The 23805-nt window shown below is 67.4% G+C and carries 23 protein-coding genes; 13 read left to right on the top strand and 10 right to left on the bottom strand.

Features of this window, described 5'->3' with window-relative positions:
• The first annotated feature begins 151 nt into the window (after window positions 1–151).
• A complete protein-coding gene (locus ACX12F_RS05960; protein WP_459368707.1) occupies window positions 152–3844 on the top strand; it encodes a multifunctional oxoglutarate decarboxylase/oxoglutarate dehydrogenase thiamine pyrophosphate-binding subunit/dihydrolipoyllysine-residue succinyltransferase subunit in 3693 nt (1230 codons plus the stop codon).
• A gap of 91 nt (window positions 3845–3935) precedes the next feature.
• Here the strand turns inward: ACX12F_RS05960 and map are convergent, their stop codons facing one another.
• Entirely contained in the window at window positions 3936–4697 is a 762-nt protein-coding gene (gene map, locus ACX12F_RS05955) for a type I methionyl aminopeptidase (RefSeq protein WP_459368706.1), read from the bottom strand.
• Window positions 4698–4773: 76 nt separating this feature from the next.
• Here map and ACX12F_RS05950 point away from each other — a divergent pair, with 76 nt between their 5' ends.
• The 3 genes from ACX12F_RS05950 (at window position 4774) to ACX12F_RS05940 (ending at window position 6896) form a co-directional block, all read left to right on the top strand.
• On the top strand, window positions 4774–5034 hold the full coding sequence (locus ACX12F_RS05950) for a helix-turn-helix domain-containing protein (RefSeq protein WP_138229038.1): 261 nt from the start codon (window positions 4774–4776) through the stop codon (window positions 5032–5034).
• A gap of 177 nt (window positions 5035–5211) precedes the next feature.
• Window positions 5212–6048 (top strand): SDR family NAD(P)-dependent oxidoreductase, encoded by an 837-nt coding sequence (locus tag ACX12F_RS05945; RefSeq protein ID WP_459368705.1) that lies wholly within the window; start codon window positions 5212–5214, stop codon window positions 6046–6048.
• Between the two features lie 17 nt (window positions 6049–6065).
• Window positions 6066–6896: an SDR family NAD(P)-dependent oxidoreductase gene (locus ACX12F_RS05940; protein WP_459368704.1), complete on the top strand. Its 831-nt coding sequence runs from the start codon at window positions 6066–6068 to the stop codon at window positions 6894–6896.
• Here the strand turns inward: ACX12F_RS05940 and ACX12F_RS05935 are convergent.
• Window positions 6893–7753: a glycine betaine ABC transporter substrate-binding protein gene (locus ACX12F_RS05935; protein WP_459368703.1), complete on the bottom strand. Its 861-nt coding sequence runs from the start codon at window positions 7751–7753 to the stop codon at window positions 6893–6895. The genes ACX12F_RS05940 and ACX12F_RS05935 overlap by 4 nt on opposite strands.
• Before the next feature lie 5 nt (window positions 7754–7758).
• Complete coding sequence (locus tag ACX12F_RS05930; RefSeq protein ID WP_459370253.1) at window positions 7759–8901, bottom strand: NAD(P)-dependent malic enzyme; 1143 nt, start codon at window positions 8899–8901, stop codon at window positions 7759–7761.
• A 137-nt stretch (window positions 8902–9038) separates the two neighbouring features.
• On the opposite strand from ACX12F_RS05930, the gene corA reads away from it, so the two are divergent.
• On the top strand, window positions 9039–10145 hold the full coding sequence (corA, locus tag ACX12F_RS05925) for a magnesium/cobalt transporter CorA (protein ID WP_459368702.1): 1107 nt from the start codon (window positions 9039–9041) through the stop codon (window positions 10143–10145).
• Between the two features lie 85 nt (window positions 10146–10230).
• Entirely contained in the window at window positions 10231–10509 is a 279-nt protein-coding gene (locus ACX12F_RS05920; RefSeq protein ID WP_459368701.1) for a hypothetical protein, read from the top strand.
• Here the strand turns inward: ACX12F_RS05920 and ACX12F_RS05915 are convergent.
• From ACX12F_RS05915 to ACX12F_RS05890, 6 genes are all read right to left on the bottom strand, one after another.
• The gene (locus ACX12F_RS05915) at window positions 10506–11099 is read right to left on the bottom strand and encodes a suppressor of fused domain protein (RefSeq protein WP_459368700.1); all 594 of its coding nucleotides are present in this window, start codon (window positions 11097–11099) and stop codon (window positions 10506–10508) included. The two genes, ACX12F_RS05920 and ACX12F_RS05915, sit on opposite strands and share 4 nt — an antisense overlap.
• Window positions 11096–12271: an ABC transporter ATP-binding protein gene (locus ACX12F_RS05910; protein WP_459368699.1), complete on the bottom strand. Its 1176-nt coding sequence runs from the start codon at window positions 12269–12271 to the stop codon at window positions 11096–11098. The genes ACX12F_RS05915 and ACX12F_RS05910 overlap by 4 nt, the downstream gene beginning before the upstream one ends.
• Window positions 12272–12274: 3 nt before the next feature.
• Complete coding sequence (locus ACX12F_RS05905) at window positions 12275–13111, bottom strand: carbohydrate ABC transporter permease (protein WP_459368698.1); 837 nt, start codon at window positions 13109–13111, stop codon at window positions 12275–12277.
• A 1-nt stretch (window position 13112) separates the two neighbouring features.
• Window positions 13113–14036 carry a carbohydrate ABC transporter permease gene (locus ACX12F_RS05900; protein ID WP_459368697.1) on the bottom strand — a complete coding sequence of 308 codons (924 nt, stop codon included), beginning with the start codon at window positions 14034–14036 and terminating at the stop codon, window positions 13113–13115.
• A 14-nt stretch (window positions 14037–14050) separates the two neighbouring features.
• Window positions 14051–15460 (bottom strand): ABC transporter substrate-binding protein, encoded by a 1410-nt coding sequence (locus ACX12F_RS05895; protein WP_459370252.1) that lies wholly within the window; start codon window positions 15458–15460, stop codon window positions 14051–14053.
• A gap of 146 nt (window positions 15461–15606) precedes the next feature.
• Window positions 15607–16107, bottom strand: a complete 501-nt coding sequence (locus ACX12F_RS05890) for a YflT domain-containing protein (protein ID WP_260942470.1) — start codon at window positions 16105–16107, stop codon at window positions 15607–15609.
• Between the two features lie 80 nt (window positions 16108–16187).
• Here ACX12F_RS05890 and ACX12F_RS05885 point away from each other — a divergent pair, with 80 nt between their 5' ends.
• Window positions 16188–16808 carry a DUF4190 domain-containing protein gene (locus tag ACX12F_RS05885; protein WP_459368696.1) on the top strand — a complete coding sequence of 207 codons (621 nt, stop codon included), beginning with the start codon at window positions 16188–16190 and terminating at the stop codon, window positions 16806–16808.
• Window positions 16805–17035, top strand: a complete 231-nt coding sequence (locus tag ACX12F_RS05880) for a DUF4190 domain-containing protein (protein WP_163911593.1) — start codon at window positions 16805–16807, stop codon at window positions 17033–17035. Before ACX12F_RS05885 ends, ACX12F_RS05880 begins: the two co-directional genes overlap by 4 nt.
• 9 nt (window positions 17036–17044) lie before the next feature.
• Here the strand turns inward: ACX12F_RS05880 and ACX12F_RS05875 are convergent, their stop codons facing one another.
• The gene (locus tag ACX12F_RS05875; RefSeq protein ID WP_459368695.1) at window positions 17045–18010 is read right to left on the bottom strand and encodes an HpcH/HpaI aldolase/citrate lyase family protein; all 966 of its coding nucleotides are present in this window, start codon (window positions 18008–18010) and stop codon (window positions 17045–17047) included.
• 25 nt (window positions 18011–18035) lie between these two features.
• Here ACX12F_RS05875 and ACX12F_RS05870 point away from each other — a divergent pair, with 25 nt between their 5' ends.
• The 5 genes from ACX12F_RS05870 to ACX12F_RS05850 all read left to right on the top strand — a co-directional run bounded on the left by ACX12F_RS05870 (window position 18036) and on the right by ACX12F_RS05850 (window position 23804).
• Window positions 18036–19349 (top strand): magnesium transporter MgtE N-terminal domain-containing protein, encoded by a 1314-nt coding sequence (locus tag ACX12F_RS05870; protein ID WP_459368694.1) that lies wholly within the window; start codon window positions 18036–18038, stop codon window positions 19347–19349.
• Window positions 19346–19978: a DUF1003 domain-containing protein gene (locus ACX12F_RS05865; protein ID WP_459368693.1), complete on the top strand. Its 633-nt coding sequence runs from the start codon at window positions 19346–19348 to the stop codon at window positions 19976–19978. The genes ACX12F_RS05870 and ACX12F_RS05865 overlap by 4 nt, the downstream gene beginning before the upstream one ends.
• A gap of 256 nt (window positions 19979–20234) precedes the next feature.
• Window positions 20235–21563, top strand: coding sequence for a lytic transglycosylase domain-containing protein (locus ACX12F_RS05860; protein WP_459370251.1), 1329 nt, complete (start codon window positions 20235–20237; stop codon window positions 21561–21563).
• Between the two features lie 43 nt (window positions 21564–21606).
• Window positions 21607–22740: an Mrp/NBP35 family ATP-binding protein gene (locus tag ACX12F_RS05855; RefSeq protein WP_459368692.1), complete on the top strand. Its 1134-nt coding sequence runs from the start codon at window positions 21607–21609 to the stop codon at window positions 22738–22740.
• Window positions 22741–22766: 26 nt separating this feature from the next.
• Window positions 22767–23804 carry a beta-ketoacyl-ACP synthase III gene (locus ACX12F_RS05850; RefSeq protein ID WP_459368691.1) on the top strand — a complete coding sequence of 346 codons (1038 nt, stop codon included), beginning with the start codon at window positions 22767–22769 and terminating at the stop codon, window positions 23802–23804.
• Window position 23805: the final 1 nt, after the last annotated feature.

The following is a 23805-nucleotide window of genomic DNA, read 5'->3' as shown; positions in this document are numbered from 1 at the left end:
CAATTGGTGGGCTTCCGCCGTCCGTGGAATCGGCCGACGGGTTAGCCTTAGGCGGCACGGGGGCGGGCGACCGCCAACACAACACAAGGCGGGTACGCCGGGCTTGGGTCCGGCACCCGTCGAGCAGAACGAAACGAGGCGAACAGCGGCCGTGAGCACATCACCTTCACCATTCGGTCAGAACGAGTGGCTGGTCGAAGAGATGTATCGCAAATTCCGTGAGGACCCGTCCTCGGTGGACCCGAGTTGGCACGACTTCCTGCTTGACTACAACCCCGAACCCATCACGGACGCAACGGATTCCGCCGCCGTAGCAGCCCCGGCTCCGGCGGCGGCCCCTGCTGCTCCGGCCCCCGCCGCGCCTGCTCCGGCTCCCGCCGCGGCCCCTGCTGCGCCGGCGAAGGCCGCGCCGGCCAAGGCCGCCGCGCCGGGACCGGCGCCCGCCGAAGACTCCGAGACGCAGGTGCTGCGCGGCGCCGCGGCCGCCGTCGTCAAGAACATGAACGCGTCGCTCGATGTGCCCACCGCGACAAGCGTGCGCGCCATCCCCGCGAAGCTGATGATCGACAACCGCATCGTCATCAACAACCACCTCAAGCGCACCCGCGGCGGCAAGATCAGCTTCACCCACCTGCTCGGCTACGCCATCGTCCAGGCGGTCAAGCAGTTCCCGAACATGAACCGGTACTTCGCCGAGGTGGACGGGAAGCCGACGGCGGTCACCCCGGCTCACACCAACCTCGGCCTGGCCATCGACCTGCAGAACAAGGACGGCTCGCGCCAGCTCGTCGTCGCAGCCATCAAGCGTTGCGAGACAATGCAATTCGGCCAGTTCATCGCCGCCTACGAGGACATCGTGCGGCGTGCGCGCGACGGCAAGCTGACGGCCGAGGACTTCAGCGGCGTCACCATCTCGCTCACCAACCCGGGCACCATCGGCACCGTGCACTCGGTGCCGCGCCTCATGCGCGGCCAGGGCGCCATCATCGGCGCAGGCGCCATGGAGTACCCGGCGGAGTTCCAGGGCGCCAGCCAAGAGCGCATCGCCGAACTGGGCATCGGCAAGCTCATCACGCTGACGTCGACCTACGACCACCGCATCATCCAGGGCGCCGAGTCCGGTGACTTCCTGCGCACGGTCCACAAACTGCTGCTGGACGACGCCTTCTTCGACGAGATCTTCCGTGAGCTGGGCATCCCCTACGAGCCGGTGCGCTGGCGGATCGACAACCCGGACTCGATCTCCCACAAGAACGCGCGCATCATCGAGTTGATCGCGGCCTACCGCAACCGCGGCCACCTGATGGCCGACATCGACCCGCTGCGCCTGGACAAGACCCGCTTCCGCAGCCACCCCGACCTCGACGTCAACACCCATGGCCTCACGCTGTGGGACCTGGACCGCGAGTTCAAGGTTGACGGTTTCGCCGGCAAGCAGTTCATGAAGCTGCGCGACGTGCTGTCGGTGCTCCGTGATGCGTACTGCCGCCACATCGGTGTCGAGTACACCCACATCCTCGAACCCGAGCAGCAGAAGTGGCTGCAGGAGCGCGTCGAGGTCAAACACGACAAGCCGACGGTCGGCGAGCAGAAGTACATCCTGTCCAAGCTCAACGCCGCCGAGGCCTTCGAAACCTTCCTGCACACCAAATACGTTGGGCAGAAGCGCTTCTCGCTGGAAGGCGCGGAAGCCGTCATCCCGATGATGGACGCCGCCATCGACCAGGCCGCCGAACACAACCTCGACGAAGTGGTCATCGGGATGCCGCACCGCGGCCGCCTGAACGTGCTGGCGAACATCGTGGGCAAGCCGTACTCGAAGATCTTCAGCGAGTTCGAGGGCAACCTGAACCCCGCTCTGGCGCACGGCTCCGGCGACGTCAAGTACCACCTCGGCGCCTCGGGCCACTACCTGCAGATGTTCGGCGACAACGAGATCGACGTATCGCTGGTGGCCAACCCCAGCCATCTGGAAGCCGTCGACCCGGTGCTCGAAGGCCTGGTCCGGGCCAAGCAGGACCTGCTGGCCGGCGAGCATGAGGACAGCGACGGCCACGGCCGCTTCTCGATCATGCCCATGATGCTGCACGGCGATGCCGCATTTGCCGGCCAGGGCGTGGTCGCCGAAACGCTCAACCTGGCGCTCCTGAAGGGCTACAGCACCGGCGGCACCATCCACATCGTGGTGAACAACCAGATCGGATTCACCACGGCGCCAACGGATTCGCGCTCCAGCGAGTACTGCACAGACGTGGCCAAGATGATCGGTGCGCCGATCTTCCACGTCAACGGCGACGACCCCGAGGCGTGCGGCTGGGTGGCCCGCCTGGCCGTCGACTTCCGCGAGGCGTTCAAGAAGGACGTCGTCATCGACATGCTGTGCTACCGCCGCCGCGGCCACAACGAAGGCGATGACCCGTCGATGACCCAGCCGTACATGTACGACGTCATCGACACCAAGCGCGGCGTCCGCAAGACCTACACCGAAGCCCTCATCGGCCGTGGTGACATCTCCATGAAAGAGGCCGAGGACGCGCTGCGCGACTACCAGGGTCAGCTGGAGCGCGTCTTCAACGAGGTCCGCGAGCTGGAGAAGCACGAGATCGAGCCGAGCGAATCGGTCGAGTCCGACCAGACCATCCCGCAACGCCTGCTGACCGCGGTGGACAAGTCGCTGCTGGCCCGCATCGGCGACGCACACCTGGCCCTACCCGAGGGCTTCACCGTGCACCCGCGCGTCAAGCCGGTGCTCGAGAAGCGCCGCGAGATGGCCTACGAGGGCAAGATCGACTGGGCGTTCGGCGAGCTGCTTGCCCTGGGCTCGATGATCGCCGAAGGCCGGCTGATCCGGCTGTCCGGCCAGGACACCCAGCGCGGCACCTTCACGCAGCGGCACGCGGTCCTCATCGATCGCAAGACCGGCGAGGAGTTCACTCCGCTACAGCTGCTGGCGACCAACACCGACGGCACCCCGACCGGCGGCAAGCTGCTGGTCTACAACTCGGCACTGTCCGAGTACGCGGCCGTCGGCTTCGAGTACGGGTACTCGGTGGGCAACCCCGACGCCATGGTGCTGTGGGAAGCCCAGTTCGGTGACTTCGTCAACGGCGCGCAGTCGATCATCGACGAGTTCATCAGCTCCGGCGAGGCCAAGTGGGGCCAGCTCTCCGACGTCGTGCTGCTGCTGCCGCACGGTCACGAGGGCCAGGGCCCGGACCACACCTCGGGCCGCATCGAGCGGTTCCTGCAGGTGTGCGCCGAGGGCTCCATGACCGTGGCGCAGCCGTCCACCCCGGCCAACTACTTCCACCTGCTGCGCAGGCACGGCCTCGACGGCATCCACCGCCCGCTGATCGTCTTCACCCCGAAGTCCATGCTGCGCAACAAGGCGGCCGTCAGCGACGTCAAGGACTTCACCGAGATCAAGTTCCGCTCGGTGCTCGAAGAGCCCACCTATGAAGACGGCATCGGCGACCGGTCGAAGGTCACCCGGGTGTTGCTGTGCAGCGGCAAGCTGTACTACGACCTGGTGGCCCGCAAGGTCAAGGACAACCGCGAGGACATCGCGATCATCCGCATCGAGCAGCTGTACCCGCTGCCCAGGCGCCGGCTCGAGGCGACGCTGGCGCAGTACCCGAACGCGCAACAGTACTTCTGGGTGCAGGAAGAGCCGGCCAACCAGGGTGCCTGGCCGACGTTCGGCCTGAGCCTGCCGGAACTGCTGCCGGACCGCCTCACCGGCATCAAGCGCATCTCGCGCCGGGCCATGAGCGCACCGTCATCGGGTAGCTCGAAGGTGCACGCCATCGAGCAGCAGGCCATCATCGACGAGGCCTTCGCCTAGTCCGCCAGAACGGCAAGAAATGGTCGCTGTCATCTGATGACAGCGACCATTTCGCCGTTCTGAGGGTGCAGGCCCGACCCGGGCCGCCAGGTCAACGCGTCAGCACCAGCGGACCCGATTCGGTGATCGCCACGGTGTCCTCGGTATGGGCCGTCCGAGAGCCGTCAGCCGATCGGATGGTCCAACCGTCGCGGTCGTAGCGGATGCGGTTGGTGCCTGCGGCCCACCACGGCTCCAGCGCCAGCGTCATCCCCGCCCGCAGCTTCAGGCCCCGGCCGGGTCTGCCGACGTTCGACACGTGTGGGTCCTCGTGCATGGTCCGGCCGAGCCCATGCCCGCCGAACTCGGCGTTCACCGAATAGCCGTAGTCAGCGGCGACGGCACCGATGGCAGCCGAGATATCGCCGAGCCGGTTACCCGGCCGGGCCGCGGCGATGCCGGCAGCCAGCGCCTCCTCGGTGGCCCGAACCAGCCGTACGTCGGCGGGGGCGGGTGTGCCGATGATCACGGTGCGGGCCGCATCGGCCACCCAGCCGCCGATGGACACCGCGAAGTCCATGGTGAGCACGTCACCGTCGCGTAGCCGATAGTCGTGCGGAAGACCGTGCAGCACAGCATCATTGACCGACAGACAGATGACATTGCGGAATGGGCCCGTGCCGAAGGAGGGGTCGTAGTCCCAGTAGCAGGACTGGGCGCCGCGGCGTTTGATCATGTCGCGCGCGTGGTGCTCCAGATCGAGGAGATTGACACCGATGGCGGCCAGACCGCTCAGCTCGGTCAGCACTTCGGCCACGAAGCCGCCCGTGATCCGCATCTGCTCGATCTCGGCGGCGGTCTTCAGTTCGATCATGCAGCACCCTCCGGATTGGTATTTAAATACCAGAGCAAGCCTAGCGGTATTTGAATACCGACGCTACGGTGGTCCCATGGTCCGCACCCCGCTGAGTCCCGAGCAAGTCGCGGCAGGCCGCCGGCTCGGCGCAGCGCTGCGCACCGCGCGGGGCGCCCGCACCCTCGAAGACGTGGCCCGTTCAGCGGGCATCTCACCCGAGACATTGCGCAAGATCGAAACCGGCCGCCTACCCTCGCCCGCGTTCGGCACCGTCATCGGACTCAGCGACGCGCTCGGCATGCCCCTGGAGGTCTTGGCAGATGTATGGCGACCGGCCCGGGCCGCGGCCTCATAACCGGCAGCCGGATCGGTCCGATGAGCACGCCCGCCGACGCAATCTGGGTTGGCGGATGTGGTGCGGTCCCGGCATGTCCACCTATCTGGTCAGCGCAACCAAACCTGCCGGGGATAGAACCGCGGGTATCGGCTAGCCTGACGCCAAGTCAAGACGCGTCAACACAAGGGAGTGTTCATGGAGGGCTTCGCCGGGAAAGTCTGTGTCGTCACCGGAGCCGGATCGGGTATCGGTCAAGCCCTTGCCATCGAACTCGCCCGCTCGGGCGCCAAGCTGGCGATCAGTGACGTCAACACCGAGGGCCTCGCCGAGACCGAGGCCCAGATCAAGGCCATCGGCGCCCCGGTCAAGACCGACCGTCTCAACGTCACCGAGCGCGAAGCCTTCGCGCTGTACGCCGACGCCGTGGCCGAGCACTTCGGCAAGGTCAACCAGATCTACAACAACGCCGGCATCGCCTTCACCGGCGACATCGAGATCAGCCAGTTCAAAGACATCGAACGCGTCATGGACGTCAACTTCTGGGGCGTCGTCAACGGCACCAAGGAGTTCCTGCCGCACCTGATCGCCTCCGGCGACGGCCACGTCATCAACGTCTCCAGTGTCTTCGGCCTGTTCGCCGTCCCTGGCCAGGCCGCCTACAACGCCTCCAAGTTCGCCGTCCGCGGCTTCACCGAGGCCCTGCGCCAGGAGATGAAACTGGCCGGCCACCCGGTCAAGGTCACCACAGTGCATCCCGGTGGCATCAAGACCGGCATCGCCCGCAACGCCACCGCAGCCGAGGGCATCGACCCGAAGGAACTGGCCAAGGCCTTCGACGCGAAGCTGGCCAAAACCACCCCTGAACGCGCTGCCACGATCATCCTGGAAGCGGTCCGCAAGGGCCACGCCCGCGTGCTCGTCGGACCGGACGCCAAGCTGCTGGACCTGATCATCCGAGCCACCGGCTCGGGTGCCTATCAGGACCTGTTCTCGCGGGTCACGTCCCGCGTCATGCCGTCGCGTTCGCACTGACAACTCAAGGAGCACTGATGGAGGGATTCGCCGGCAAGGTCTGTGTGATCACCGGGGCCGGATCGGGCATCGGCCAGGCATTGGCCATCGAGCTCGCCCGCTCGGGCGCGAGCCTGGCGATCAGCGATATCGACACCGACGGCCTGGCCAAGACAGAGGAACAGGTCAAGGCCATCGGCGCCCCGGTGAAAGCCGACCGCCTCAACGTCGCCGAGCGTGAGGCCTTCGAGGTCTACGCCGGCGAGGTGGTCAAGCACTTCGGCAAGGTCAACCAGATTTACAACAACGCCGGGATCGCCTTCACCGGCGACGTCGAGGTCAGCCAGTTCAAGGACATCGAACGGGTCATGGACGTCGACTTCTGGGGCGTCGTGAACGGCACCAAGGTGTTCCTGCCGCACCTGATCGCCTCGGGCGACGGCCACGTCGTCAACGTCTCGAGTATCTTCGGCCTGTTCGCGGTGCCCAGCCAATCCGCCTATAACGCAGCCAAATTCGCGGTGCGCGGCTTCACCGAGGCCCTGCGCCAGGAGATGAAGCTGGCCGGCCACCCGGTCAAGGTCACCACGGTGCATCCGGGCGGCATCAAGACCAACATCGTGCGCAACTCCACCGCCGCAGCCGATATCGACTCCGCGGGCCTGAACAAGTTGTTCGACAGGTGCGCCCTCACCACCCCGGAACAGGCCGCCAAGATCATTCTCGAAGCGGTGCGCAAGGGCCACGCCCGGGTACTGGTCGGACCCGACGCCAAGATCATCGACGTGATCGTCCGGATCACCGGATCAGGCGCCTACCAGGGATTGTTCGCGGCCATCGCCGGACGGGTGCTGCCGAAGCTCGGCTAGTGGTCGAGCGGGTGCTGGGCCAACCACGCACCCGCCACCGCCGCCGGGTCGGCACCCTTGTCGACCTGACCGATCATGTCGGTCAGCGTCGCGGTATCCAGTTCGCCGGCAATTCCGTTGAGCGCCAACACCTGTTGCTCAGCCAGGACATTGCGGCGGTACAACGGCACCACGTTCTCGGCGCGGATCAGCGCGGTCCGGTCGGTCAGCACAGTGACCCCTGCAGGTGCCGCCGGCGCCGCCGTCGAGGTCCACGCCAGTGTCACGGCACCCGCCTTCAGCGCCGCGAAAAGACTTGCGGTATCCGGAAATTCACGCGCCACCGGCAAGACGCAGTCCCCCACCCGCTTGGGATGGGCGGCCCGCACGACGACCCCGACGGACAGGTCACGGCAATGGTTCGGCAGCGCCGCGGCGTCGCGGGCACCCCATGTCGCCGCCGTCGCCTCGGTCACCGCGACGGCAGGTTTGTCCTGAGCTGACGCCGTGTAGTCGGCCGCGGCCACGCCTTCGGGCAGCGCCGAGATCATCGACCGGTACACCTGCTCGTCGGCCCGCGCCGTGGCGTGCGGGACGAACCTCGCGAGCAGTTCACCGGTCAGACCCGGTGCCACCGTGACATCAGCGGAATCGAGCGCCGCAACAGGATCCGGGACCAGCTGCACGCGGGTCGGGATACCGAAATATCCCAGCGCCGCCGAGTACAGATGGGCCAGCAGCTTCGACTCGTTGGTCGGCGCCGCACCGACCGTCAGTGCGGGGGCCGGCGGCGCAGGTTGGTCGCTGCCGCAACCCGCCGCCGTCGCGGTGAGCAGTGCGGCCAACGCCACACCGCCCGCCGCGACCCAGCGGTTCACGATGCTCAGGCTTGCGATGCGGCAGCCACTGCGGCTGCCACCGCCGGACCCACGCGCGGGTCGAGCGCGCTGGGCACGATGTAATCGACGGACAGGTCATCACCCACGACGGAGAAAATGGCTTCTGCGGCAGCCACTTTCATGGCTTCGGTGATGCGGCGGGCACCGGCGTCCAGGGCTCCGCGGAACACACCCGGGAAGGCCAGCACGTTGTTGATCTGGTTCGGGAAGTCGCTGCGGCCGGTGGCCACGACCGCCGCGTACTTGCGCGCGGTGTCCGGGTGGATCTCCGGGTCCGGGTTCGACAGCGCGAACACGATGCCGCCCGGTGCCATGGTCGCGATGAATTCTTCGGGCACCACACCGGCGGACACCCCGAGGAAGACGTCAGCTCCGTCGAGGGCCTCGGCCACACCGCCGGTGATGCCACGCGGGTTGGTGCGCTCGGCCAGCGTCGCCTTGAAGGAGTTGAGGTCGCCGCGGCCCGAGTGCACGATGCCCTTGCTGTCCAGCACGATGATGTCGCGGATACCGCTTTCGAGCATGATCTTGGTGCACGCGACGCCGGCCGCACCGGCGCCGGACACCACGACCTTGAGGTTGTGCATGTCGCGCTCGAGCACCTTGGTGGCGCCCATCAGGGCGGCGAGCACCACGATGGCGGTGCCGTGCTGGTCGTCGTGCATGACGGGGCAGTCCAGCGCCTCGATGACGCGGCGCTCGATCTCGAAACATCGCGGAGCGGAGATGTCCTCCAGGTTGACGGCGCCGAACGTCGGACGCAGCCGGATGAGGGTTTCGACGATTTCGTCGGGGTCCTTGGTATCCAGCACGATCGGGATGGAGTCGAGGCCGCCGAAGGTCTTGAACAGGGCGCTCTTGCCCTCCATGACCGGCAGCGAGGCCGCCGGTCCGATGTCGCCGAGGCCGAGGACGGCGCTGCCGTCGCTGACGACGGCGACCAGGCGATTGGCCCAGGTGTACTTCTTGGCCAGGGTCGCATCGGCCGCGATGGCGCGGCTGACCTGGGCGACGCCCGGCGTGTAGGCGATCGACAACGCGCGCTGGGTATCCAGCGGCTCGTTGAGGGCTACGGAGAGCTTGCCCCCTTCGTGGGCGGCGAAAATCTCCGCATCATCGATGACCACCTGGGGTGTGCGCACGGCACCTGACTTCTCTGACACCGCGTTAGGCTACTTCACACAAAAGCTACCCGCCGGTTACGCGTAGCATTTGCGAGGGCCGTATGGGCCTACACAGTCCGCCCCACGGGAGGTCTTGCCGCATGCCCTCGTTTCGCGCACTACAGCCTTCGAACTTCCGGCCCACCCCGAAGAAGGCCGTTACCGGCCCTGATGCCAGCTCCATCCATGTGCCGGTCGCGCGCGCCATGGTGGACTGCGGTGTCTACGTCGACGGGGCGCGCCTCCCGGGCAAGTACACCCACGGCGCCGCGGTCGCCAAGGTGCGGGAGCTGCGCGCTGATGGACAAGACGCGTTCGTCTGGATCGGGCTGCACGAGCCCGACCACCATCAGATGCAGGCCGTCGCGGACGTCTTCGGGCTGCATGAACTGGCCGTCGAGGACGCGGTCTGCGCACATCAGCGACCCAAGCTGGAGCGGTACGACCAGACCCTGTTCCTGGTACTCAAGACGGTCAGCTACGTGGCACACGAATCGGTGGCCAACGCCCGCGAGATCGTCGAGACCGGTGAGATCATGGTGTTCGTCGGCCCCGAATTCGTGGTCACAGTCCGGCACGGAGAACACACCGGGCTGGCCGGGGTGCGGCATCGGTTGGAGCAGGCGCCCGGCATCCTGAAGCTCGGACCCTATGCGGTGATGCATGCCATCGCCGACCATGTGGTGGACAGCTATCTCGATGTGACCCAGCTGGTCGAAAACGACATCGACACCGTCGAGCAGAGCGTTTTCTCGTCGCACACCCAGACCGACATCGAGAGCATCTACCTGCTCAAGCGCGAGGTGGTCGAGCTGCGGCATTCCGTGAACCCGCTGACCATGGCCTTGCAGCGCCTGCTTTCCGATCACAACGACCTGATCTCGAAAGAGGTCCGGCGCTACATCCGCGACGTCAATGACCACAACAGCCAGGCCGCCGACCGGATCACCGGTTTCGACGACCTGCTGAGTTCCCTGGTGCAGGCCGCTCTCGGCAAAGTCGGGATGGAACAGAACGTCGATATGCGCAAGATCTCGGCGTGGGTAGCCATCGCCGCGGTGCCGACCATGATCGCCGGCATCTACGGCATGAACTTCGAAAACATGCCCGAATTGCATTGGCATTACGGGTATTTCGTAGTCCTGGCGGTCATGGCGACGGTGTGCACGGGGTTGTACCGGACCTTCCGGCGCAACAATTGGCTCTAGCGCGTGAACTGACGGCAACGCGGAGCCGAACGGCATCTTTCGTAAAACGCGACGCGGAATGCCGCAGGTCAGGCATGATTTCGAGATGAAAATCGGAACCATGTCCCTCGCGGTGGCGGTGGCCTTCGCGAGCGCTGCGCTTGCCGGCGTCGCCGCGCCGGCCGCCCACGCCAACGGCGCGGACGCCGTCATCAGGGACCTCGAGAGCGAGGGCTATACCGTGAGGCTCAACTGGCTCAACGGCAACAAGCCGACGCTCCTGCCGCGCTGCACCGTAGTCCGGGTCAACAACCCATCCTCCGACGAACCGGCCGAGGGCGACGTCGTGTGGGCGGATATCTCCTGCCCGAACAACACGTCCTAGCTCGGCTCGGCAGCGCGGCGGCGTTGATCGAGGACGTCGACGCCGTCCTGCTGCCAGGCTTCGCGCATGGCGTCGGCGCCCTTGAGTCGCACCCAGGCGGCCTCGGTGGCGGTGATCGGCGTCGCGGTGAGGATCCGCACCGGCTGGTACGGCTCGGGTAGCGCGACCTCACCAATGTCACTGGTGCCCAACAGAAATGCGGTGAACGCCGCGCCCTGCCATACAGGTCCCTGAAGATCGATGAGAGCATCCGGCTCCAGGATCAGACCTTCGACGGTCGGCGCGGACGCCAGTATCGCGATCGAGCGGGCCAGACCCGGGGGCGTCGGGCCACGCAGGGACAGCACAGCTTCCGCACGTGGACCACTGATCCCGTCGGCCATCATGTCGGTCGGGTCCGCCATGGGATACCGCGAACACCCGTGGGACACATAGTGATACACGTCGCCGTCGGTCGGACCGAAGCGCAGCACTTCGATGGGGTCGGCACCGAGAAAGGTGACGCTGGCGCCCACCGGCTCGGCCGTGCTGCCGCGCCCGGCGAAATACCCCGCCACATGGGCCTTTACCGCTCCGAGAACGTCGGTCACTGCGGTAGTGACAGGTTGCGACCCGTGGCCGGGTCGAACAGGATCAGTTTGGACGTGTCCAGAGCCAGCTCGATCTTGCTGCCCGCGGTCGCCGACGACTTGGCCGAAACCCTTGCCACATAAGTATTCTCACTCGAGCCGGCGTCCACGGTGTCGTGAGCCAGCTGCTCCAGCTGGGCAGCCTGCGCGCCGGTACCTTCGATGCGGAAGTGCACGTATTTGTCGGCGCCGAGCGACTCCACCAGCTCGGCCTCGACCTCGAAGGTCAGTGACTGGATGCGCGCATAGGCGTCGATCACGGAGGCGTCGTCGAACTGCTCGGGGCGCACGCCCGCGATCAGGTCGGCCGACGGCCGGTGCCGGTCCAGCGCGGCGCGAGCCTCGTCGCTCAGGGTCACTTCACCGAACGGGAGCTGCACCCCGACATCGGTCCGGCTGGCCGGGAAGAAGTTCATCGACGGGGAGCCGATGAAGCCCGCGACAAACAGGTTCGCCGGCTCGTTGTACAGCTCGTCGGGCGTGCCGACCTGTTGCGCGACACCGCCACTCATCACCACCACGCGGTCGCCCAACGTCATCGCCTCGGTCTGGTCGTGGGTGACGTAGACGGTGGTGGTACCCAGCCTGGCCTGCAGCCGGGCGATCTCGGTGCGCATCTGCACCCGCAGCTTCGCGTCCAGGTTGGACAACGGCTCGTCCATCAGAAAGGCCTTGGGGCTGCGCACGATGGCGCGGCCCATCGCCACGCGCTGACGCTGGCCACCGGACAGCTGGGCGGGCTTGCGGTCCAGAAGTGGGGTCAGGTCAAGGATTTTCGCGGTTTCCTCGACCTTGGCCGCGATCTCGGCCTTCGGCATCTTCGCGAGGGTGAGCGGGAATGCGATGTTTTGCCGCACCGTCATGTGCGGGTACAGCGCGTAGGACTGGAACACCATCGCGATGTCCCGGTCCCGCGGCTCCTTCTCGTTGACCCGTTCGCCACCGATGCGCAGTTCGCCGGAGCTGATGTCCTCCAGCCCGGCAATCATGTTGAGTGTCGTCGACTTTCCGCACCCCGACGGCCCGACCAGGATGAGGAACTCACCGTCGGCGATGGTCAGCGACAGGTCCTGCACGGCCGTCGCCCCACCGGTGTAACTCTTGGTGACGTGGTCCAAAACGATTTCGGCCATGAATTACCCCTTCACCGCACCGGACGTCAGGCCCGCGACGATTCGTCGTTGGAAGATCAGAACAAAGATGATGATGGGCACCGTGATGACCATCGCCCCCGCGGCGATGGAACCCGTCGGTTCCTCGAATTGCGAACTGCCCGTGAAGTTCGCGATGGCCACCGGCGCGGTGATCGCCCGCTGCGTGGCGGTCAACGACAAGGCCAGCAACAGGTCGTTCCAGGCGAAGATGAATACCAGGATCGCCGCGGTGACGATGCCGGGAGCGGCCAGCGGGGCGATGACCTTCCGGAAGGCCTGCCCCGGCGTGGCGCCGTCCATCTTGGCGGCCTTCTCCAAATCCCAAGGGATTTCCCGGAAGAACGCCGACAGGGTGTAGATCGCCAGCGGCAGGGCGAAGGTGATGTACGGCAGAATCAGGCCCGGCCAGGTGTCGAACAGCCCGACGGTGCGCTCGATGTTGAACAGCGGTGTCACAAGCGAGATCTGGGGGAACATCGAGATCAACAGCGCCAGACCGACCAGCAGCCGCTTGCCCGGAAAGTCCAGGCGCGCGACAGCATAGGCCGCCATGCCACCGATCGTCACCGCGATGGCGGTGGTGATCAGCCCGATTCCGATCGAGTTGACCAGGGCCGAGCCGAAGCCGCCGCCGGTGAAGATGCCCTTGTAGTTGTCGAACGTGACCTGGCGCGGAATCAGATTGCCGTCCTTGACCGTTGACGTCGGCTTGAGTGACAGCGAGAAAATCCACAGCACCGGCAGCAGCGCATACACCACCACCAGGACGTTGACCACACCCCAACCGGCCAACCGGCCGCCGCGTGTCTGATCGCTCATGTCACCGCACCTCGGCTTCCGCCACAGGTTTTCCCGTCGCTTCGCTCGCCCCGGGCGCCGCGGCACCGAAAATCTTGATGTAGATGAACGCGATGATCGCGACGGTGGCGAAGATCAGCACGCTGATCGCCGAGCCAAGCCCGATGTTGAATGCCTTGAACAGGTTGTCGTAACCCAGGATCGACACCGAGCCGGTGTTGTTGGTGCCGCCCGTCAGCACGTAGATGTTGTCGAAGATGCGGAACGCATCCAAGGTGCGGAACAGCAGGGCGACCAGGATGGCCGGTTTCATCAGCGGCAGCGTCACTTTGGCGAACCGTTGCCAGCGGCCCGCGCCGTCCATCTGGGCGGCGTCGAGCAGATCCTGGGGCACCAGCACCAGCCCGGCCAACAGCAGCAGCGACATGAACGGGGTGGTCTTCCACACCTCGGCCAGCACCACGATGGCCAGCGACGGCAACTGCTCGGTGAGCGGAGCGCTGCCCGTGGGCAGCAGGTTCGCGAGGTATCCGGTGCCCGGCGTCCACGCGTAATACCAACTGTAAGAAGCGGCTACGGTCACGATGCCATACGGGATGAGGATGGCGGTGCGCACCACGGAGCTGCCGAACATGGTCCGGTGCATCACCACTGCCAGCGCCATGCCGAGCACGAACTCGATGGCCACCGACACCACCGTGATGCCGAGGGTGACCACGAAAGCCGTCCACCAGTAATGGTCGGTGAGGATCGTCGTGTAGTTGTCCAGCCCCACGAATCGGGTCTCCCGCGGCGCCGCGAGGTTGTCCCGGTGCAGGCTCAGCCATACCGCGTAGCCGACCGGGTACGCGGCCACGGCCAGCATCACCAACACGGCCGGGGCGATCAGTGCATACGCGAGACGGCGCTCGGGGTGGCCGATGCGGCCCGGGGCCGGTCTGTTCACTCGGCGAGCTTCGCTCACGGGATCAGTCCCTTGCCGTCGATCGCCTGTTGCACCTCGGAGGTCAGCTTGTCTGCGGTGGCCTCTGGGTCGATCTTGGTGATCGGTGCCAGCGTCGCCGAAATCCGCGTCGAGACAGCCTGATACTGCGGCGTGACGGGCCGCACCGCGGCATCGGCGAGTTGACGACGGATCACCGCGTACTGCGGGTACTTGGCCTGGAACTTGGGCTCGTCGTACAGCGATGCGCGCACCGCGGGCAGTCCGCCCTCCACAGATGTGTACTCCTGATTTGCCGCGCTGCGCATGCACCGGATGGCTTCGAAGGCCTCGGCCTTGTGCGTACTGTCCTTGCCCACAGCGAGATTCAGCCCACCGATGGTGACCTTCGCCGGCACCCCGGGTTGCACCGACGGGTAGTCCGCGAAGCCGAACACCTTCTTGCTGTCGTCGTAGGCGGTATTGAATTGCGCATCGTCGGGCGCGAAGGTGCCGACGTCGTTGATGGCGCTCTTGAGGTCCGCGCGCTCGTTCAGCGGCAGGAACGGCACGCCGCCCTTGACCGCGTTCTCGAGCATGGACGGCAGCACGAACGGCCAGTTCACCTCGAGCGCGGCCTTGCCCTGCTCGAGCGCCAGCCGGGCCGTCCCCTCGTCGGTCTGGGTGATCGACGGGTCGGCGCCGGGCGCGGTGGCCACCGACTTGATGATCTGCAGCGCCTTGACGGTCGCAGTCCGATGCTCAGGGGTGTCGGTCAAGGTGACTTTCTTGCCGTCGTCGGACAGCACGCTGCCGCCCGCACTGGTCAGCAAGGTGTTGAACCAGACCACCAGGCCCTCGTACTGCTTGCCCTGAACGGCAATCCAGCTGGGTCCACCGGCGGCATGCAGCCGGGTCGCCTGCGCCACCATCTCGTCCCAGGTGGCCGGCGGTTCGGGCATCAGATCGGCGCGGTACCAGAGCATCTGGGTGTTGGTCGTGATGGGCGCCGCGAACAGCCGGCCCTTCCACTGCGCGGTCTTCAGCGGACCGGGCAAGGTGTCGTCGGCAGCGTCGGCCTCCGCTTTTCCGGCTGGATCGTCGGCCAGGGGCACAGCCCAGCCGGCCTCGGCGAACTCTGCGGTCCACACCACGTCCAGGCCCATGATGTCGAGGCTCTTGTCGTTGCCGGTCAGCCGGCGGGCCAGCTGCAGCCGCTGATCGTCGGCGCCCTTGGGCAAACTGATCTGCTTGATACTGAAGCGGCCATCGAGCTCGGCATTGCACCGCTTGGCGAGCGCCGAGAAGGTCGCCATCTCATTGGCCGAGGTGTAGACGTTGACGACGGTGCCGCCGGCACCGGACCCGCAGGCGGACACCAACGTGGCGGCCGTGCACGCCGCCGCACCCGCTGCCAGCGCAGCCCGCAGCTTTCCCGCGCGCACCACGGACGCCTCCTGTCTCACGGGAACCTCCCGCGCGCAAACCGTAGAGCGCAGAAGGTGTGCCATGCAACATATCGTCGACGTCAGGAGCCGATCAGGTGCCTCGGTGGCGACGCCAGGAGCCGATCAGGTGGCCGGCCCCGGAAGGCTCAGAGCGACAGCCGGCCCAACAGATCACGCCCCTGCTCGGCGCACACCGGATCGCACAATACGTCGTACCGTCCGGCGACCAGTTGCATGGTGGAGCTGAAATCTCTTGTGCCGCGCGACATCGCGTATTGCACGCCGGAGGTGATCAAGCCGAAGAACACACCGGCGATCAGACCGGTGAGCAGCGATCCCCACGCGTTGGTGCCGAAAAGCCCCAGCACCAGCCCGATGAACAGGCCCAGCCATGCGCCGGTCAGAATGCCGCCGCCCAGCACGCGCGGCCAGGTGAGCCGCCCGGTGACCCGCTCGACCTGCATGAGGTCGACGCCCACGATGGTGACGTGCTGCACCGGAAACTGTTGGTCTGACAGGTAATCGACGGCGCGCTGCGCCTCGGCATAGGTCGGGTAGGACCCGATGGGCCAGCCCTTCGGCGGGGTCGGCAATCCGGGCTGTCCACCCGGGCCCGGGGTCCGGTCGGGCTGCAGCGGATTCGTCATGCCCCTGGTCTCCTGTCACTCGCCGCGGAACGCACTTCGGCTACCACGATGCCATGATCTCTTAGGCTAGGTTGGTCGGCATGACAAGTCCGGGCGCGGAGTCAGGGCAGCCCTCCTGGGATCCGTCGCAGCCGGCCAGTCCGTCGGCCCGGCCGTCCGGCACCGACGCCGAACCGACCAGCGACTACCCGGTGTACGAATACCCGCCGCTCGAAGCGCCCGGGCCCACCGCGGCGCCTTGGCAGCAGGGTCCGGCCGCGCCCCAGCCCCACTTCCAACCCCAGCCACCGACAGGCCCGTTTGCCGCGCCTGCCGGCCCACCGCCGGGCTTCTACGGTCCCCCGCCCGCCGCGCCGTACGGCCCACCGTCGGGGTTCGTGCCGCCGGCCGGCTTCCTGCCGCCCCCGATGTATTCGTCGTACCCGCCGCCGCCGGCGAACGACGGCATGGCCATCGGATCGCTGGCGTGTTCGCTGGTCGCGTTACCGCTCTATTTCATGTGTTTCATCGGTCCGGTCGTCTCGCTGCTGGGCATCGTCCTCGGCATCGTGGCCGTGATGCAGGGCAAGGGCCGGCCGCAGACCAACGGCCGCACCATGGCCATCGCGGGAATCGCCATCGGTGGCGTGTCCATCGTCGTCGGCCTGCTCGGCTTCGCGCTGTTCTACGACTGGGCGATTCACCAAGATCCGAACTTGTGATCGGCGCACGAGTCAACCGACTGGCGGTCGGCTCGGTCGTGTGCGCACTGGCCGGTGTGGTGCTGGGCCCCGTGGCGCTCATCGGCGTGGGACTCGGCGTGGTCGCCTACGAGCGGATCCCCGGCAGCGGCACCAGGGGCCGCGCTCTGGCGCTCAGCGGCATCGTGTGCGGCGCCCTGGCGTTCCTGCTCAATCTGTTTCTGGTCGTGCTCGTCCTCGGCGCGTAGCCGACCCGCTCACGCCGGCGGGCTGAACCGCTCGCCGGTGCGCGTCATCCCGGCGGCACGTCCCTTGCCCGCGATCACCAGCGCCATCTTGCGACTGGCCTCGTCGATCATCTCGTCGCCGAGCAACACCGCACCGCGGGCACCACCGGCCCGCGAGGTGTGCCATTCGTAGGCCTCGAGGATCAGCTCGGCATGGTCGTAGTCGGCCTGGCGCGGACTGAAGATCTCGTTTCCGGCGGCGATCTGGTCGGGGTGCAGAACCCACTTCCCGTCGTACCCGAGCGCCGCGGTCTGGCCTGCGACGCGCGTGAACGCCTCGGTGTCCTTCACCTTGAAATACGGGCCGTCGATGGCATTGATGCCGTGCGCCCGCGCCGCCACCAGAATCGTCATCAGCACGTGGTGATAGGCGTCGCCGACGCCGTAGCCGACGGGCTGCTCCCCGACCACCAGAGTGCGCATGTTCAGGCTGGCCATCAGATCCCCGGGCCCGAAGATCAGCGCCTGCACGCGCGGGCCACCGGCGATGGAGTCGGCGTTGGTCAGCCCCTTGGCGTCTTCGATCTGGGCCTCGATGCCGATGCCGCCGACAGGCAGCCCATGCGTGCGCTCCAGCTGGGTCAGCAGCAGATCGAGCGCCTGCACGTGCGAGACATCGCTGACCTTCGGCAGCACGATGACGTCGAGCTCGCCGCCCCCGCGCGCGACCGCTGTGACGACCTCGATCACGTCGGCGTACGTCCAGGGGGTGGTCCAGTCATTGACCCGGAGTCCACGCAGCTGGCCCGCCCAGCCCGGCTCGCACAACGCCTGCGCCACCCGGGTGCGCGCCGCGGCCTTCGCGTCGGCTGCGACCGCGTCCTCGAGGTCGAGGAACACCTGATCGGCCGGCAAGGTCTTGGCCTTCGCGATCATCTTGTCGCTGCTGCCCGGAACAGAAAGGCAGGTACGGCGGGGCCGATACACGTTCTCCACGACCCCACTCTCTACCCTGTGGTGCATGGTGGCGGTCAACAGGGTCTTCGTGGCTCGGCTCGCTGGATTGGTCGTGCTGGGCCCTGATGGAGAATCGGTCGGCCGGGTGCGCGACGTGGTCGTGAGCATGGGCGTCATCCGCCAGCAACCGCGGGTGCTCGGCCTCGTCGTGGAACTGACCACGCGCCGCAGAATATTCGTCCCGATCCTGCGAGTGACCTCGATCGAGCACAACTCCGTCACCCTCACGGGAGCGACCATCTCGCTGCGCCGGTTCGAACAGCGCCCGGGCGAGGCCCTGGTTCTCGGGCAGATCTTGGACACCCGCGTCCGCGTCAGGGATCCGGAGCTCGAACAGCTCGCCGGCCTCGATGTCGTCGTGGTCGACCTCGCCATCGAGCAGACCCGGTCGCGCGACTGGTTGGTCACCCGCGTCGCGGTGCGGCACCGCCGGCTGGGCCGACGCACCACGGTGCACGTGGTCGAGTGGCAGAACGTCATCGGGCTGACGCCGTCGGCGCTCGCGCTGCCCGGTCAGGGCGTCGCCCAGTTGCTGGAGCAGTTCGACGGCCAGCGTCCCGTCGAGGTCGCCGACGCGCTCCGCGACCTGCCGGCCAAACGCCGTCACGAAGTGGTCAGGGCTCTCGACGACGAGCGGCTGGCCGACATCCTGCAGGAGCTCTCCGAACCCGAGCAGGCCGAACTGCTCAATCAGCTGGGCACCGAGCGTGCCGCGGACGTGTTGGAAGAGATGGACCCCGACGACGCCGCCGACCTGCTCGGCGAGCTCGACGCCACCCGCGCCGCCGTGCTGCTGGACCGGATGGACCCCGATGACGCCGAGCCGGTGCGGCGCCTGCTGCAGCACTCTCCCGACACCGCCGGTGGTCTGATGACGCCCGAGCCCGTCGTCCTCGCCCCCGACACCACGGTCGCCGAGGCGCTCGCCCGCGTCCGCGACCCCGAGCTGACCTCGGCGCTGGCGTCCATGACGTTCGTGGCGCGGCCGCCGACCGCGACGCCGACCGGACGCTACCTGGGCCTCGTGCACACGCAACGGCTGCTGCGCGAACCGCCGGCCACCCAAGTCGGCGGCATCCTCGACACCGATCTGCCGGTGCTGTCCCCAAACAGCTCGCTGGCCGAGGTGACGCGCTACTTCGCCGCCTACAACCTGGTGTCCGCGCCAGTGGTCGACGACGAGAATCACCTGCTCGGCGCCGTCACCGTCGACGACCTGCTCGACCACCTGCTGCCCGCCGGCTGGCGCAGTGCCGACGGACCAGGGCCGGACTCGACCCAGGCCATCACTGACAACATCTCGGGAGCGGGCCGGTGAGCGAGCCTTCGGCACGGCAGCGCCTGGACATTCCGCGCACGTCCCGCTTCCGGCTGACGCCGCGCTTGGACGTCGAGGCGGTCGGTCGGTTCAGTGAAGGGATCGCCCGGTTCCTGGGCACGGGCAAATATCTGCTCATCCAGACGGTCATCGTGATCATCTGGATCGCCTTCAACCTGATCGCCATCAGCCTGCAATTCGACCCGTACCCGTTCATCCTGCTGAACCTGGCGTTCTCGACCCAGGCCGCATACGCGGCACCACTGATTCTGCTGGCGCAGAACCGTCAGGAAAACCGGGACCGGGTGTCGCTCGAAGAAGACCGCCGGCGCGCGGCGCAGACCAAAGCCGACACCGAATTCCTGGCGCGCGAACTGGCCGCGCTGCGGTTGGCCGTCGGCGAGGTGGCCACTCGGGACTACCTCCGCCGCGAACTCGACGAGTTGCGGACGCTGATTGCTCAGCAGAACGGCGGCAAGGGCGGATCCGGCAAACGCAAGACCGGAAAGTCACGTCCGCCGGTCGAGGAAAACGAGGCTTTCGGCGACTCCGCGGGCGGCTCCGCCCCGGCCGCCGATGAGAGTTTCCACTCGGCGGAAACATTGCTACGCCAACCGCCCGCGGAGTAGGTATGGTGACTTGAATCACAACACATGTCACCGGGGTCACTCCGGTATTCCACTTCCATAGGATGGCTTAGTGCTTATCGGGGGCGACACCGCTGACTCCGCGGACGACGCTGCGTCTGCTACTGACCCCCACGCACTTCTAGGTGAATCCGCACTGGTAGACGACACTGTCGAGGACTATGACGCCGCTGTCGCCGACGAAGCTGATCCGGCCGACGAAGGCGTCCCGGGCCGCCGCCGCCGAATGGCCCGGGCAATGCGCCGCCCACTGGCCGGCGTCGCGGTCGTCGCGCCACTCGTGCTGATGCTCGCCGTCGGCGGTTCCGCGCCTACTCGGCAAACAGTGCACAACAGCGCCACCGCGGGCGTCACGCCACTGGCGGCCGTCACACCCACCAGCCCCAGCCCCAGCAACCGGGCCGGTATGACGGTGGTGGCGTCCGATCAAGTGCCGCGCGCCCTGCACATGGATCCGACCACGGCCCTGTCTCCGCCGCCGGCGTCGCTGGTGATGGCGCCCGGCGGGCTGCGGATTCCGCCGGTCGTGCTCAACGCCTACCGCACCGCCGAGAAGATCATGGCGACCAACGCCCCGGGCTGCGGTATCAGCTGGAACCTGCTCGCCGGTATCGGTCGCATCGAATCCGGGCACGCCAACAGCGGTGCCACGGACGCGCGCGGCACCGCGCTCACCCCGATCCTCGGACCTGTCCTGGACGGCACGCTGGCCGGCAACGAGGTCATCGTGCAGAGCATCGCGGCCGGGCGGGTGACCTACGCCCGCGCACTGGGCCCCATGCAGTTCCTGCCCGGCACCTGGGCCCGGTATGCCGCGGACGCCATCGGCGACGGCAAGCCCGACGTCCAGAACGTTTACGACGCATCCCTCGCCGCGGCGCGCTACCTGTGCAGTGGCGGACTGAACCTGCGTGATCCGTCGCAGGTGCTGACGGCGATCCTGCGCTACAACAACTCGATGCCCTACGCCCAGAACGTGCTCGGTTGGGCGAAGGCTTACGTCACCGGTATCGCACCGGTCGACCTGCCGCCGATCGTCGGCCCGCCGCCCGCCATCGGCGACCAGCACCTGGACAACCCCGAGGGGCTCGGGCCGGGCCTGCCCATCAACGCGATGGGACTGCCGTCCGACGATCCGCTGGCGTTGACGCCCGCGCTGCAGATGGGACGCACGGGTCCGTTGCCCGGCCCGGCGGAGCCGAAGCAGAACTGTGCGGTGTTCTGCCTGCAAGGTGGACCTGCCCCGAGCGCGGCGCCCATTCCGGCTCCCGATGCCCCGGCACTGGACGCGCAGCAGCCGAACCCGTTCAACCTGCCACCGTTCCAGCTGCCGCCGGCTCCTCTCGCGCCGCCGCCGGCACCCGTCGCGCCGGCCCCGGCTCCCGCCCTTGGCGGCCCCATTCCGGTGACCGCCGTGGGTGTGGGCACCCCGGCCGCCGGCCCGGTCGGAGCGGCTCCTGGTCCCGCCGTCGCGCCCGCAGCGGTGGCCGCGGCACCCGGCCCCGCCGCTGCGCCACCTGCGGATCCCGGACCACCGCCGGCGCCGGCCTTCCCTGGCCTACCCTGACCAGCTGCCGGCGCGCTGACCGGCAGTTATAAACTCACAAGTAATGTCTGCTGAGCTGAATGCCGCCGTGCGTGCCGCACTGGGCAAAGTTGTCGACCCTGAACTGCGCCGCCCGATCACCGAGGTCGGCATGGTCAAGGACGTGACCGTCGAATCCGACGGTGCCGTGCACGTCGAGATTTACCTGACCACGTCGGCCTGCCCCAAGAAGACCGAGATCACCGATCGGGTCACCGCGGCCGTCATCGACGTGCCGGGCACCGGCGCGGTCAAGGTGACCCTCGACGTGATGAACGACGAGCAGCGCGCCGAACTGCGCAAGCAACTGCGCGGCGACTCCAAGGAGCCGGTCATCCCGTTCGCCCAGCCGGGCTCGCTGACCCGGGTGTACGCAGTGGCGTCCGGCAAGGGCGGCGTCGGCAAGTCCAGCGTGACGGTGAACCTGGCAGCCGCACTGGCCGCCAAAGGCCTGTCGGTCGGCCTGCTCGACGCCGACATCTATGGCCACTCGGTGCCCCGGATGATGGGCGTGCAGGATCGGCCCACCCAGGTGGATTCGATGATCCTGCCGCCGGTTTCGCACGACGTGAAGGTCATCTCCATCGCGATGTTCACCCAGGGCAACACCCCCGTGGTGTGGCGCGGGCCCATGCTGCACCGGGCGTTGCAGCAGTTCCTGGCCGACGTGTATTGGGGTGACCTCGATGTGCTGCTGCTCGACCTGCCGCCCGGCACCGGCGACATCGCCATCTCGGTGGCGCAGTTGATTCCCGGCGCCGAGATTCTCGTGGTCACCACGCCCCAGATGGCCGCCGCCGAGGTGGCCGAGCGCGCCGGCGCGATCGCGGTACAGACCCGTCAGCGCATCGTCGGCGTGGTCGAGAACATGTCCGGACTCACCCTGCCCGACGGCACCACGATGCAGCTGTTCGGCGAGGGCGGTGGCGCACAGGTTGCCGAAAGCCTCACGCGCACAGTCGGTGCCGAGGTTCCACTGCTGGGCCAGGTGCCGCTGGACCCGCGGCTCGTGAGCGCCGGCGACTCCGGCGTGCCCCTGGTGCTTTCCGATGCCGAGTCGGCTGCCGGACAAGCGCTGCGCGGCATCGCCGACAAACTGTCCAGCCGCAAGCGCGGACTGGCCGGCATGTCGCTCGGGCTCGACCCAGCTGGGCGCTGACCCCCTCCTCCGACAGGAATCGACAAGTGACACATATCCATACGCGCAGCGGCGCACAGAACGTCGGCCTGCTGAGCGTGGCGGCCTATCGCCCCGGCCGCGTCGTCACCAACGACGAGATCTGTGAAACCATCGATTCGTCGGACGAATGGATCTACTCCAGGACCGGAATCAAGAACCGCCGGTTCGCCGGCCCTGACGAGTCCGCGGTCACGATGGCGTGCGAGGCCGGCCGCCGCGCCTGCGCGGCGGCGGGATTACGGAGCTCGGACAGTGCTGATGCGCGGTCCGCTTCGCTACCCGCTGTAGACGCGGTCATCGTCGCCACCAGCACCAACTTCCGCAACACCCCGCCGTGCGGGCCCCAGGTGGCCACAGAGATTGGCGCACAGGGCATTCCGGCCTTCGACATCGCCGCGGGCTGCGCCGGATTCGGTTACTCGCTGGGCGTGGCCGCCGACATGATCCGGGCGGGCAGTGCCGGCCGCATCCTCGTGGTGGGCTCGGAGAAGCTGTCCGACGCCGTCGACATGACCGACCGCGGCAACGCTTTCATCTTCGCCGACGGTGCCGCCGCGGTGGTGGTCGGGCCGACCGAAGAGCAAGGCATCGGGCCCACCGTCGCAGGCAGCGACGGCGAGCAGTCCAGCGCCATCGTGCAGGATCTCAGCTGGATCGACTACGCCGAGAACCCCTCCGGCCCAAGGCCTTTCCTGCGCATGGAGGGCCAGACCGTCTTCCGCTGGGCAGCGTTCCAGATGGTCGACGTCGGCAGGCGCGCCATCGCGGCCGCCGGCCTGACGGTCGACGACATCGAGGTCTTCATCCCCCATCAGGCCAACGGCCGGATCAACGAGCTACTCACCAAGGGCCTGGAGCTCAAGCCGGAAACTGTTGTTGCCCAAGATATTCAGGATGCCGGCAACACGTCGGCCGCCTCGATTCCGCTGGCGATGTACACCCTGCTGGACACCGGCGAGGCCAAACCCGGCAGCCTGGCGCTACTCCTGGGCTACGGCGCGGGCCTGGCCTACGCCGCCCAGGTGATCCGGCTGCCGGGATAGC

It is taken from the genome of Mycolicibacterium sp. HS_4_1, from assembly GCF_054515875.1.
This window is presented reverse-complemented; position numbering and strand designations above follow the sequence as displayed.

Coding starts and splice junctions, on each gene's coding strand:
- map (WP_459368706.1), bottom strand. CDS start 4,697: ATGATCGAACTGAAGACCGCCGCCGAGATCGAGCAGATGCGGATCACG.
- ACX12F_RS05945 (WP_459368705.1), top strand. CDS start 5,212: ATGGAGGGCTTCGCCGGGAAAGTCTGTGTCGTCACCGGAGCCGGATCG.
- ACX12F_RS05905 (WP_459368698.1), bottom strand. CDS start 13,111: ATGAGCGATCAGACACGCGGCGGCCGGTTGGCCGGTTGGGGTGTGGTC.
- ACX12F_RS05950 (WP_138229038.1), top strand. CDS start 4,774: ATGGTCCGCACCCCGCTGAGTCCCGAGCAAGTCGCGGCAGGCCGCCGG.
- ACX12F_RS05920 (WP_459368701.1), top strand. CDS start 10,231: ATGAAAATCGGAACCATGTCCCTCGCGGTGGCGGTGGCCTTCGCGAGC.
- ACX12F_RS05885 (WP_459368696.1), top strand. CDS start 16,188: ATGACAAGTCCGGGCGCGGAGTCAGGGCAGCCCTCCTGGGATCCGTCG.
- ACX12F_RS05890 (WP_260942470.1), bottom strand. CDS start 16,107: ATGACGAATCCGCTGCAGCCCGACCGGACCCCGGGCCCGGGTGGACAG.
- ACX12F_RS05860 (WP_459370251.1), top strand. CDS start 20,235: ATGCGCCGCCCACTGGCCGGCGTCGCGGTCGTCGCGCCACTCGTGCTG.
- ACX12F_RS05910 (WP_459368699.1), bottom strand. CDS start 12,271: ATGGCCGAAATCGTTTTGGACCACGTCACCAAGAGTTACACCGGTGGG.
- corA (WP_459368702.1), top strand. CDS start 9,039: ATGCCCTCGTTTCGCGCACTACAGCCTTCGAACTTCCGGCCCACCCCG.
- ACX12F_RS05940 (WP_459368704.1), top strand. CDS start 6,066: ATGGAGGGATTCGCCGGCAAGGTCTGTGTGATCACCGGGGCCGGATCG.
- ACX12F_RS05870 (WP_459368694.1), top strand. CDS start 18,036: ATGGTGGCGGTCAACAGGGTCTTCGTGGCTCGGCTCGCTGGATTGGTC.
- ACX12F_RS05855 (WP_459368692.1), top strand. CDS start 21,607: ATGTCTGCTGAGCTGAATGCCGCCGTGCGTGCCGCACTGGGCAAAGTT.